Source organism: Nitrospirota bacterium (assembly GCA_037386965.1).
GTDB lineage: Bacteria > Nitrospirota > Thermodesulfovibrionia > Thermodesulfovibrionales > JdFR-86 > JARRLN01.
On sequence record JARRLN010000111.1, the window covers coordinates 1 to 11,851 of the forward strand.

Annotated in this window: 12 protein-coding genes and 2 riboswitches; of the genes, 10 read left to right on the forward strand and 2 right to left on the reverse strand. The window is 62.6% G+C overall.

Going from position 1 to position 11,851, the window contains the following annotated elements; translation table 11 throughout:
- Positions 1-7: 7 nt before the first annotated feature.
- Positions 8-352, reverse strand: a complete 345-nt coding sequence (locus P8Y39_12210; protein ID MEJ2193079.1) for a hypothetical protein — start codon at positions 350-352, stop codon at positions 8-10.
- A 422-nt stretch (positions 353-774) separates the two neighbouring features.
- Between P8Y39_12210 and P8Y39_12215 the strand changes: the two genes are divergently transcribed.
- Positions 775-1,314 (forward strand): hypothetical protein, encoded by a 540-nt coding sequence (locus P8Y39_12215; GenBank protein MEJ2193080.1) that lies wholly within the window; start codon positions 775-777, stop codon positions 1,312-1,314.
- Between the two features lie 54 nt (positions 1,315-1,368).
- On the opposite strand, the gene P8Y39_12220 is transcribed toward P8Y39_12215, so the two are convergent.
- A complete protein-coding gene (locus tag P8Y39_12220; protein ID MEJ2193081.1) occupies positions 1,369-1,896 on the reverse strand; it encodes a PilZ domain-containing protein in 528 nt (175 codons plus the stop codon).
- A gap of 108 nt (positions 1,897-2,004) precedes the next feature.
- Between P8Y39_12220 and P8Y39_12225 the strand changes: the two genes are divergently transcribed.
- The 9 genes from P8Y39_12225 to P8Y39_12265 all read left to right on the forward strand — a co-directional run bounded on the left by P8Y39_12225 (position 2,005) and on the right by P8Y39_12265 (position 11,439).
- On the forward strand, positions 2,005-2,901 hold the full coding sequence (locus P8Y39_12225) for a hypothetical protein (protein ID MEJ2193082.1): 897 nt from the start codon (positions 2,005-2,007) through the stop codon (positions 2,899-2,901).
- Positions 2,902-2,952: 51 nt separating this feature from the next.
- Positions 2,953-3,016: riboswitch (Fluoride riboswitch) on the forward strand.
- Between the two features lie 75 nt (positions 3,017-3,091).
- Positions 3,092-4,846, forward strand: coding sequence for a dynamin family protein (locus P8Y39_12230; protein MEJ2193083.1), 1,755 nt, complete (start codon positions 3,092-3,094; stop codon positions 4,844-4,846).
- Between the two features lie 73 nt (positions 4,847-4,919).
- Positions 4,920-4,983, forward strand: a riboswitch (Fluoride riboswitch).
- A 111-nt stretch (positions 4,984-5,094) separates the two neighbouring features.
- The gene (gene crcB, locus P8Y39_12235; protein MEJ2193084.1) at positions 5,095-5,472 is read left to right on the forward strand and encodes a fluoride efflux transporter CrcB; all 378 of its coding nucleotides are present in this window, start codon (positions 5,095-5,097) and stop codon (positions 5,470-5,472) included.
- Positions 5,473-5,483: 11 nt separating this feature from the next.
- Positions 5,484-5,825 carry a DUF190 domain-containing protein gene (locus tag P8Y39_12240; GenBank protein MEJ2193085.1) on the forward strand — a complete coding sequence of 114 codons (342 nt, stop codon included), beginning with the start codon at positions 5,484-5,486 and terminating at the stop codon, positions 5,823-5,825.
- Between the two features lie 392 nt (positions 5,826-6,217).
- Entirely contained in the window at positions 6,218-7,447 is a 1,230-nt protein-coding gene (locus P8Y39_12245) for a 2-isopropylmalate synthase (protein ID MEJ2193086.1), read from the forward strand.
- A gap of 35 nt (positions 7,448-7,482) precedes the next feature.
- Complete coding sequence (gene leuC / locus P8Y39_12250) at positions 7,483-8,760, forward strand: 3-isopropylmalate dehydratase large subunit (protein ID MEJ2193087.1); 1,278 nt, start codon at positions 7,483-7,485, stop codon at positions 8,758-8,760.
- Positions 8,760-9,221 (forward strand): RidA family protein, encoded by a 462-nt coding sequence (locus P8Y39_12255; GenBank protein ID MEJ2193088.1) that lies wholly within the window; start codon positions 8,760-8,762, stop codon positions 9,219-9,221. The genes leuC and P8Y39_12255 overlap by 1 nt, the downstream gene beginning before the upstream one ends.
- A 52-nt stretch (positions 9,222-9,273) precedes the next feature.
- A complete protein-coding gene (gene der / locus P8Y39_12260; protein ID MEJ2193089.1) occupies positions 9,274-10,575 on the forward strand; it encodes a ribosome biogenesis GTPase Der in 1,302 nt (433 codons plus the stop codon).
- A gap of 12 nt (positions 10,576-10,587) precedes the next feature.
- Positions 10,588-11,439, forward strand: coding sequence for a YihY/virulence factor BrkB family protein (locus tag P8Y39_12265; GenBank protein MEJ2193090.1), 852 nt, complete (start codon positions 10,588-10,590; stop codon positions 11,437-11,439).
- The last annotated feature ends 412 nt before the right edge of the window (positions 11,440-11,851 follow it).

Sequence of the window (11,851 nt, forward strand, 5' to 3'; positions counted from 1 at the left end):
CGGGGAACTACGTCTCCGTAAGATATGCGATGAAGCGCTTCCCGGCCTCCCGCGGCACCGGTCCCTGCTCCCGCGCCAACCGCTCCTCGTAAAGCCCCACGGCCTCCTCCGTCTCCCGCATGCCCTCGACGAAGAGGAGGCGGAGGTAGCCCCCACCCGCTCCCGCCCCTGCACCGCTTTGGAGCAAGCGGAGACGCTCCTTGAGGGTGAGGAAGAAGCAGTAGTGGAAGAGGTCCTCCGAAGGCTCATACCCTCGCTGGTCCATGGCCTCCAAGGCCTTCCTCAGAAAGAAGGCCTGCTCGGCAGGGGTCAATTCGGTGAGGAACCTCTCCTTGAGCCGGTGCGTGAGCATATCTTATTCTAATCCATCCCGCGGCAGCCGTTCTATCGTAATCGGCCCATGAAACCCCACCCCGACGTCCTAAGCTTGATAGGCAAACCCCCCTGGTGCGGATAAACCGCCTGGCCGAGCGGGGCTCGGCGGAGATATGGGGCAAACTCGAGGGCGTCACCGTGGCCGACGCCGCCGAGACAGGCTCTCTCCCCTCTTCTCCTGTGACAGACATTACATATCATGCGTCATGCGAAGAATATATTAAGATATGTCGTTTTGGAACCGTGAGGCGCTGCTGGACAGGCGCTTCATTCCCTACAGAAAGGGAGGACAGAGGGAGTTGAGCATGTTTGCCGAAAATATGGGCGGGGAATGATCTAGTAACGGCGGGCATAGCCCACCCAACTTATACTGGTTAATTACTGTTAAAGCGAGAGGGAATGCCGCACAAGAAGATTATCCGGTGGAACCTTGCACTAATCGTCGCCATCGGGCTATATGGCTTTTTCACGGACGAGCCGTACTGGAGAGACGTAGGTCATGGACCATGGTTATACGATTATTTCTTCTGGTTTGCTCTTGCTTTTAATGGGCCGTCGGGCTTTCTGGCCGATTATCTCTCTTGGCATATACACACGCATGTCGACTATAGATTCTTAATCCAGTATGCCTTATGGTGTCTGCTGTTATGGCCGCAGTGGAGATTCTATGACTGGATTGCTCACTGGTACCGCAAGAGTTTCGGAAGACAGGTATCGGTTTATGTATTTGCTTCGTTACTGATTGCCGGAGGTGCGATAGCAGCCTATCAAGCATGGTTGTTCGGCCATCGACCAACCGATTTGTTCATAGATAAATACTTTTGGTTTGTCCGCATAGCCGGAGTGGCATGCTCGGGAATTGTAATTCTCATGTACGTGTATATCGTGGCAAGTCGAATTCACTCCGACAAAACGGTCACTGCCGCAGAAGAGCCGTGACGGTTGACATTACCTATCAGAGAGTTCCTTACTGCCCAACCCGCTCACGCCCCCTTAATCCTTAATCCTCTCCATCTCTTCTTTCAGCTCTCCCTGCTCAAGGAGGCCTTTCTTCTCCAAACACCGTATGAGGGCCGTCTGGGTGCGAAGGAGGCCCGTCAGGGCTTCCGCCACCGGTGCCTCTTTCCTTGTCTCCCTCGCCGGGGGCGCGGCTTTCGGCGGCTGCCCTTCCCCCTTTTCCGCGAGGATGCCGCTCAAAAAGCGCAGATAAGCCACGTCCTTTTCCACGATGACCACGCCCATGCCGTCCTTCTTCACGCTCCTGTCCACGGGGGCGCCCATCATCTTGCCTACGAACCGCTTCTGCGAGCGGGCCACCACGCCCTTGACACCCGCGGTCTTACCGTCGGGCAGGTGAATGGTCATGTCCAGGAAGGTCCCCACCGGGAAGACGCGGCTGGACCGGATGAACAGGCCCTCCATGGAAAAGTCGCTGGAGATGCCCTTCAGGGCGCTACCGTCGGCCATGAAGTCGACCTTCAAGCGCCGGGTGTAGCGCTTGTGCTTTCTCTTGTTCGCCATATGCAAACATATCATAGTTTCCCCCCGGGGCGTCTGTGACCAGAATCTCCTTGTTCCGGAAGAAACTATGGTAAGGTAGATTGGACGTATGTGTCGGGAAAGGAGAGAATGAAGAAGCGCCTGGGTGAGATGCTTCTCTCGGCCGGCCTCATCGACGAGATACAACTCACGGTAGCTCTGGGCATGCAGAAGCAAAACGGGCTCAAGCTGGGCAAGCAGCTTCTGAAGCTCGGTTTCGTTACCGAAAGACAGCTCTCCGAGGTCCTGAGGGAGCAGTTGGGCATCAGCATATCGCTCCTCGACCGGACCATTCCCCCGCAGGTCCTGAAATGCATACCCTCCGATCTCGCCTTCCGCTACCAGATCATGCCCCTGGCCTACGACGGCAAGACCCTCGTGCTGGCCTGTGCCGACCCCGCCGACCTGGAGACCCTTGATGCGGTGGCCTTCAAGGTGGGAAAGAAGATCCGTCCCGTCCGTGTCCTGGAATGGGAGATAGAGAGCGCCCTCCTCAAGCACTATCACGGGTTCTCGGACGATGAGCTGGGGCGGCTGACCACCAAGTCGGAGACGGCCGCCCAGTATCAGAGTTTCCTGGAGACCCGTGGGAACGAGATAGACCCCACCAGCCTTCTGGACGCGCAGACCGAGGCCAGAGAAGAGGCCGAGAAGCAGGAAGCGCTGAGGGAGGCAGCCATGGGAGCCCCTCCCCGAAGGCCCGCACCTGCCCGGCCTCCCGAGGCCCGGTCCCCGAGCACTCCTCCCCGTCCCCCTGCAGCTCCGAAGCCCGCGCCCCGTCCCGGCCAGTCCGCTCCTCATCGGCCCGCACCGTCCCGCGCCCCGGGGAAGCCCCCCGTGCAAGCGGGACCGCTCAGCCCCGCCCGGCGGGCTACGCTCCAGCAGGCCCTCATCGAGCTTCTCATCGAGAAAAACATCCTCACCGAGCGGGAGCTCCTGGAGCGGATGATGAAGCTCGAGCGCTCCCTTCCCGACGAGGAGCGCTGAGCCCTCCTTTCTCAACTCTCGGGCCGGAAGTATGCTATAATTTTTGAGAAAACAGGGAGAGGCGATGGAGTTCGCCCTGGACCGGTCGGCAAGACCTGATGACTCCTGCTCCTGCAAACGGGGTAGGAGTTTTTTATTTTCTCCGGGAGGCGGCGGCATGGATGAGCAAGCGGCAAAAAGGGCTTCGGGCATGGCTGAATTCGCATCGGCCAGGGAGGGGCTCCTGTCCTTGGTTCAGGAGATGCTCGCCCTGGAGGGCGTCCGCGGGTGCCCCTGCGAGGAGCTCTCCGGGAAGCTCAGGGAGGGGGCCTTCAACCTGGTCGTGGCCGGACAGTTCAAGCGGGGAAAGACAAGCCTCATAAACGCCGTCATCGGAGCCGACATCCTTCCCGTGAGCGTCGTGCCCCTGACCTCCATCATCACGGTGCTCGCCTACGGCCCCGCCCTCAGGGTGAAGGTGCACTTCAACGGCGACAGGACGATGGAGATAAAGCCCGAGAGCCTGCCCGAGTACGTCACCGAGAAGGGAAACCCGAAGAACGAAAAAAACGTGCAGGAAGTGGTGGTCGAGTATCCCTCGCCCTACCTCAAGGACGGCGTCAGGATAGTGGATACGCCCGGCGTGGGCTCGGTCTACGAGCACAACACCGATGTGGCGTACCGCTATCTGCCGCGCTCGGACGCCGTGCTCTTTCTGCTGTCCGTGGACCAGCCGCTCAGCAGGGCGGAATTCGATTTCCTCGGCGACATAAGAGAATACGCGGGCAAGGTATTCTTCGTCCTGAACAAGGCCGATTACCTCTCGGACGGAGAACTCCGGGAGTCTGTGGACTTTCTGAGGGGCGAGCTGAGGAAGGCCCTCTCCTCGGAGCCCGCGATATACCCCGTGTCGGCGAGGCTCGCCCTGGAGGGGAAGCTCACGGGCTCGGAAGAGGCGCTCCGGAGGAGCCGCCTTCCGGAGTTCACCGGAGCCCTCAGGGATTTCCTCATGAACGAAAAGGGCAGGGTGCTTCTCAGGTCCGTGGCCGGCAACCTCCTGAGAATCCTCTCCCAGAGCAGGTTCGAGGCGGAACTGGAACTCCGCAGCCTCGGGGCCCCGCTGGAGGAGCTTGCCGAGAAGCTCCGGGTGTTCGAGGAAAAGAAGGCGGCGATTATCGAGGAGAAACGGGACATGGACGTACTCGTCGAGGGCAAGACGAAGGAGCTCGTCTCCGGGGTCCTGGAAGAGGACCTCAGGGGGCTCGCCGTCGGCCTCAAGAGCCGCCTCCACGAGGGGCTCGCGCGCCGCTTTGAGGAAAGCGGCGGCCTTTCGGCGAAAGAGCTCCAGGCCGCGCTCGAAACATACATAAAAGACGACGTAGCCGGGGCCTGCGACGCCTTCAGGGCCGCGGAGGACGCCAAGCTTGCGCGGGCCTTCGAGGCCGAGGTGAAACGGCTTTCCCCGAGGGTGGACGATATCGTGGACAGGCTCCTCAGGTTCGCCTCCGAGCTATTCGCCATCCCCTACGAGGCGGTGCGAGCCGAGGGGCTCTGGGCCGGGCGCTCGGCTTTCTTCTACAGGTTCAGGGACCAGCCCGTGGGGCTCGAGATGCTGGTCTCCAGCGTGACGCTCGCCCTGCCGGGCAGGATAGGCAGAAGGCTCGTCCTCCGGGCCATGAAAGGGTTTGCCGGGGAGGCCGTGGACAGGCAGTCCGGAAGGATAAGGCACGACTTCGTAAACAGGCTCGAAAGGAGCAGGCGGGACTTTGGCTGGGAGATGCAAAAGAGGATGGATGCCGCCGTGGAGGGCATAGAGGCGGCCGTAAAAAAGGGCATGGACCTCAAGGCAAGGAGCGAGGAGGACGTCGAGGCCAGGCAGCGCGCCCTTCATGACATAGCGGAAAAGATAGAAGACCTGAGTGCAAGGGTCGAGCACATCAGTAAAACGGTTGATTTTTCGCGATGAACCGCGGCTGCGGTTCGTTTCAGGCCCTGGGCCCTCTGCTTTCTTGAAAAAGGCCGGGGAGAAGTAGTAATATCTGCTGTCAGGGGATGGAGTCCCCCCGTAACTGCCCGGGCCGGGCTAATGACTCCTACCGCGCAGGGTCATGCAGCGGTGGAGTCGTCAACGTGCGGCCGACAGCCCGTTGCAAAGCGGGTTTTTTTGTGCCCGCGCCACGGCCCGGAAGCTTTTTGGAAAGGAGGACTCCTGAGATGTTTCAGAAACTTGCGGGGCTTGTGCTGGCCGGAGCGCTTGGAACGCTGGCCCGGTACGAGCTGGCGGGATTCGTCCACCGGATCAACAGGGCGTCGTTTCCATGGGGGACCGTGACCGTCAACGTCACGGGGTGTTTCCTGGTCGGCCTTCTCTGGATGCTGTTCGAGAACCGATGGCCGGTCTCCCAGGAAACGCGGTTGGTAATACTGGTCGGTTTCATGGGGGCTTTCACCACCTTCTCTACGTTGATCCTGGAGACCAGCGAGCTGTTGCGTTCGTCCGAATGGATGCATGCGGCTGCCAACGTAGCCATGCAGAACGGAATTGGATTTGTCGCCCTGTTGGCCGGAGCGGCGCTCGGGCGGATGATTTAGAGGAGGGCGACATGAAACTCCCGTCGGAAGCTTTCTTGCTGCGCATCTTCATCGGCGAAAGCGACAGGGTCGGCGGCAGGCCGCTGCATGAGGTCATCGTGGAGGAGGCCCGCAAGCGGGGCATGTCCGGAGCCACGGTACTCAGGGGCTTCCTGGGGTTCGGGGCCAACAGCCGTATTCACACCTCGAAGGTATTGCGGCTTTCCGAAGACCTTCCGGTGGTGGTGGAAATCGTCGACAGCGAGCAGAAGGTCGAGGCATTCCTGCCCGAGCTGGACACGTTGATCGGCGAGGGCCTGGTAACGCTGGAGAAGGTCCGCGTCATAGCGTACAGGCACAACTCCAGGGGTTGAGCCGGAGACAGCCGTTGCGGCGCCGCCGCGATGACGGCAAAATAATCCGCCACCCGGCAACGGAAAGAATCGAAGAACCATGCTGTCCCGTCGGACGATGTCCTCTTTCTTGACTCCGCCACAGGGCGCGTTCTATAATCACGCATGTGTATCGCCGTGCTCGCTCTACGACTTAGGAGCCGGGAGGGCCTGACCCTCCCCTACGAGGGAGCCGCGGCGGTGCGCGTGCGTGAATAAGCACTGAGAAAAAGACAATTTTTCACAAGCCGCGGCGGAGTCCGCGGCAGCCACCAGGCGGGGCTCCCCTCCGTCCTGCGGATAGCCGGCCAGGTCGTTGCCGGTGACGTCGGCCTTGTTGCCGAGAGGCGGTCAAGGACGCCCCGAGGAGGCGCATCCACACCTTCCATTCAACTTCGGACATCCACCTGAAGTACCAGTTCCGGGTGAGCCGGGAGGAGGCCCTCAGGCGGTCGGTGCAGATGGTCGCGCTGGCCCGGAGCCTGGTGGAGGACGTGGAGTTCTCCCCCATGGATGCCACGCGCACGGACATCTCCTACCTGGCCGAGGTCACCCACGCCGTCATCGAGGCGGGGGCCTCCACCGTGAACATCCCCGACACCGTGGGCTATACAACTCCCGAGGAGTTCGGCGCCATCATCAAGGCCCTCTGCGAGAAAGTGCCGAACGTCGACCGGGCCGTCTTGAGCGTGCACTGCCACAACGACCTGGGCCTTGCCGTGGCCAACTCCCTCTCGGCCGTTTTGAACGGGGCCGGACAGGTGGAGTGCACGGTCAACGGCATCGGGGAGAGGGCGGGCAACTGCTCGATGGAAGAGGTGGTGATGTCGCTGCGCACCCGCAGGGACTTCTACCGGGCCGACACGAACGTGAACACCCGGGAGATAACCCGCACCAGCAAGCTGGTCACCCGGATTACCGGCATCGAGGTCCAGCCCAACAAGGCCATCGTGGGGGCCAACGCCTTCGCCCACGAGGCGGGCATCCACCAGGACGGCCTCCTCAAGGAGAAGACCACCTACGAGATCATCAGCCCCGAGAGCGTGGGCCTTCTGCACTCGGCAAAGCTCGTCCTGGGGAAGCACTCCGGCCGCCATGCCTTCGGCGCCCGGCTCAGGGAGCTGGGCCACGACCTCGGCGAAAAGGAGATGGAGCTGGCCTTCCAGAGGTTCAAGGAGCTGGCCGACCAGAAAAAGCACATCTACGACGAGGACCTGGAGACCATCGTCTCCTGGGAGATAACCACCACTCCGGAGGTCTGGAGCCTCGAGGAGCTCAGGGTACAAAGCGGCACCGACGTCAAGCCCTCGGCCACCGTGCGCATCGGCACCCGGGAGGGCGTGCGGGAGGTCACCGCCTCGGGGGACGGGCCCGTGGACGCCGCTTACAGGGCCATCCAGGAGATTACAGGCACCCGGAGCCGCCTGGAGAGGTTCGACGTCAAGGGCATCACCGGCGGCACCGACGCCCTGGGCGAGGTCACCGTCACCCTGGAGGAGGACGGGCGGACCGCCCGGGGCCACGGCGCGGACACCGACATCCTGGTGGCGGCGGCCAAGGCCTACATCCATGCCCTGAACAGGCTGGAAATGATGAAAAACTGATTGGCAATACATCCCCGAGGAGGACAGAGGCGCCGATGCCCATGACCATAACGGAAAAAATCCTGGCCGTTCACGCCGCAAAGGACTCCGTCCGCCCCGGCGAGCTCGTCAACGCGCGGGTGGACTTCCTCCTGGCCAACGACATCACGGCCCCCATCGCCATCGAGGAGTTCAAGAAAATCGGGGCCGCGGACGTCTTCGACCGGGAGCGCATCGCCTTCGTGCCGGACCACTTCGCCCCGCAGAAGGACATCAAGGCGGCCGAGCAGTGCAAGATGCTCAAGGACTTCTCCCGCCAGTACCACCTCGGACACTACTTCGAGCTGGGCCGGATGGGGGTGGAGCACGCCCTCCTGCCCGAGCAGGGTCTGGTGCTGCCGGGGGACCTGGTCATCGGGGCCGACAGCCACACCTGCACGTACGGGGCCCTGGGGGCCTTCGCCACAGGCGTGGGCTCCACCGACATCGCGGCGGCCATGGCCACCGGGGAGTGCTGGTTCAAGGTGCCCGAGTCCATGCGGTTCGTCTACTACGGCCGCCTGGCACCCTGGGTGGGCGGCAAGGACATCATCCTGCACACCATCGGGGACATCGGCGTGGACGGGGCCCTGTACAGGGCCATGGAGTTTGAGGGGGAGAGCATCCGCCGCCTGCCCATGCACGCCCGGCTCACCATCTGCAACATGGCCATCGAGGCCGGCGGGAAAAACGGCATCATCGTCCCCGACGATGTCACCGAGGCCTATGTCAGGGAGCGCGCTCAACGGGGTTACGTGTTCTACGCCTCGGACCCCGATGCACAGTACGTGCAGAGCCGGGAGTACGACTGCTCCCGCATCCCCCTCACCGTCGCCTGCCCCCACCTGCCCTCCAACACCAGGGCGGCCGAGGCGCTCTCCGACGTCCGCATCGACCAGGTGGTGGTGGGCTCCTGCACCAACGGGCGCCTCGAGGACCTGAGGGAGTGCGCCTCGGTCATCCGGGGCCGCCAGGTCCACCGGGACGTGCGGATGATCGTCATCCCCGCCACCCAGCACATCTACCGCGAGGCCATGCGCGAGGGGCTTCTGGACGTCTTCATAGAGGCGGGCGCGGTGGTCTCCACCCCCACCTGCGGCCCCTGCCTGGGCGGGCACATGGGCGTGCTGGCCAAGGGCGAGCGGGCGCTGGCCACCACCAACCGGAACTTCGTGGGCCGGATGGGCCACCCCGAAAGCGAGGTCTACCTGAGCAACCCCGCCGTGGCCGCGGCAAGCGCCGTGCTGGGAAGAATCGGCATCCCCCAGGAGCTGGGCGTGGAGGTGCCGGCCTGATGGATGCCGAGAAGCGCCTGGCCGCACTGGGCATAGAGCTTCCGCCCCCTCCCGCGCCCCTGGGGGCCTACGTGCCCGCCGTGCGAGTGGGCAACCTCCTTTTTCTAAGCGGCATGCTCCCCCTCGTCGAGGGCAAGCCCGGCCGCACGGGCAAGGTGGGAACGGACCTTACCGTGGAGGAGGCCTTCGGGGAGGCGCGCACGGCAGCCCTGAACGCCCTGGCCGTCCTCAGGGCCGAGGCGGGCGGCCTGGAGCAGGTGCGGCGGGTGGTCAAGCTCGTGGGCTACGTCGCCAGCGCCCCGGGTTTCACCGGTCAGCCCCAGGTCATAAACGGCGCGAGCGACCTCATGGGCGAGGTGTTCGGCGAGGCGGGCAGGCACGCCCGGGCCGCCGTGGGCGTCAGCAGCCTCCCCCTGGACGCCCCCGTGGAAATCGCCTTCGTCTTCGAGCTGGCGGGCTGACCGGCCCCTTCTTCCGGGCCTTCGCCCCGGCCTTTTTCTGATAAACTGTAGCATGGCCAAACCGCTCGTGGTCATCGTGGGGAGGCCCAACGTGGGCAAGTCCACCCTGTTTAACCGCATGGTGGGCCGTTCCGCCGCCATCGTAGAGGACGTCCCCGGCGTCACCCGGGACCTCAACTACCTGGACGCAGAGTGGGAGGGAAAGCCCTTCATTGCGGTGGACACCGGGGGGTTCTACCCCCGCCACGATGAGAACATCTTTGTCCAGATAAAGGAGCAGGCCCTCTTCGCCGTCCAGGAGGCCGACGTGGTCATCCATCTGCTGGACGCCAAGGACGGCCTCAACCCCTTCGACGCCGAGCTGGCCGCCCTTCTGAGGGGCTCGGGCAAAGGGGTCCTCTGGGCCGTGAACAAGGTGGACACAAGCAAGCAGGAGCCCGCGGTGCTGGACTTCTATTCCCTGGGCATCAGCGAGCCCGTGCCCGTCTCGGCGGCCACCGGCTACAACTTCGACGAGCTCATGGAGAAGGTCGCCGCCCTGCTTCCGGAGCCGGCTCCCGAGGAGGCCCGCGAATACCCCAAGGTAGCCGTCCTCGGACGGCCCAACGTGGGCAAGTCCACCCTGGTCAACGCCCTCCTGGGGAAGAAGCGCCTCCTGGTCAGCCCGGTCCCCGGCACCACCCGGGACGCCATAGACACCCTGTGCACGTATTACGGAAGGAAGTACCTCCTCATCGACACGGCGGGCATCCGCCGCAAGGACACCCGGGGGTACTCCATCGAGAGGTTCGCCATGGTGCGCACCCTCCGGAGCATCGAGAGGGCCGACGTCTGCCTCGTCCTCATCGACGCCGCCGAGGGCATCGTCGCCGAGGACCAGAAGATAGCGGGCCTGGTGCACAGCCGCCTGAAGGGCGCCGTCTTCGTCCTGAACAAGTGGGACCTCGTGACCGAGCACGACAAGGTCCTGGCGGAGCTCATGAAAACCCTCGGACGGAAGCTCTGGTTCTTTGCCCATGCCCCGGTGCTCACCGCCTCGAGCCTGGAGCGGACGCGCATTACCAAGGTCTTTCCCCTGGTGGACCAGGTGATGGAGGCCCGCCGCACCCGGATACCCACGGCCGAGCTGAACCGGTTCGCACAGGACATCTCCCTTCCGCCGCACAAGGGCCGGAAGGTGAAAATCCACTACATGACCCAGGTGGCCGTCGAGCCCCCCGCCTTCACCCTGTTTACGAACTTTCCCGAAGGCATCAAGCCCTCCTCGCTGCGCCACGTAGAGGCCCGCCTGAGAAAGGCATACCCGGCCTTCGCGGGTACGCCGCTCAGGTTTTTCAAAAAACCCAGAAAGTGATATGGTCAAGCCATGACGGACATCCCAACCCTCCTTTACAGAAGCATCAGGGATTTCTTCAAGGACGACGGTCTCTTTCTCTCGGCCTCCCTGTCGTACTACGTGATGCTCACCATCGTGCCCCTGGGGCTCTTCGTCGTCGCCCTCATAGGCTCCCTCCTCGGAGGGAATCCCGGACTCAGGGACTTCTTCGTCGATAAACTGGTGGGCCTGTTCCCCCAGGTAACGGGGACCATCACCGGGGAGCTGAAGAAACTCATCTCCTACACGGAAATCGGCAGGTGGAGCATCCTTCTTTACGCGCTGCTTTCCCTGCAGCTGTACTCGGCCATGCACTACGCAATGGAGACCGTCTTCAACGTCCAGGAGAAGCGCTCCTGCGTGAGCTTTATCCTGCACGCCATCATCTTGGTTACCCTCCTGATGTGCCTCATCTTCATATCCTTCGCCCTGACCACGCTGGTGCCGCTTCTGACGGCGCTCAAGCCCCTCCTGCCCTGGCTCAGGATAGGCCTCATCACCAGCATCGTCGTTCAGTACGTCGTGCCCCTGGGGCTCATCCAGTTTGCGGCCATCGTGGTCTACATGATGCTGCCGAAGCGCAAGATACTCTTCCGCAACGCCTTCTGGGGCGGGCTCTTCACGGCCGTCTTTCTCGAGGTGGCCAAGTACGCCTTCACCTGGTACGTGGGAACCATCATGCAGCTGGGCACCATATACGGCTCGCTCTCGGTCTTCGTGGTCTTTCTGCTGTGGGTGTACTACGCCGCGTCCATCTTCCTGGTGGGCGGGGAGATAGTGCACAACCTGACGGAAAAAACCGGCAGCAGGGAGAAGAGCCCCCGGGTGATGGAGACGCCCTGAGGTCTCGCATCTTTTGACTCGCCATGGGCACAGGGGCTAAGTACTCTGTGTGCTGCATTATTCAGAACGATGCGTCCCGAAGAAGGATGACCTTCCTGCTCGTTACACCTCCTACTGTGCATTCATGGTATAACTCTTAGCGGATGGGTTTTGCCCGTCCTCCGAGAAGGCAGGAGAACTTCCTTTTCACCTGGGTCCTAGAACCCTTCTTGCAGTGTGTTCCCTGCCTCCCAAAGCCATTATAAGTTGATTGGGCCTTGGAGCCCTGGTTACGCGGGAGGATTGGTTTTGGAGGCACTTCCTGCCCAACGGTAAGCGTCATGCAAGGAGGACGGGTATGGGGAAGCTCTACGTAGGGATAGACGTATCCAAGGACACATCCTCGGCCCACGGTATAGGCGAGGAGGGCAAC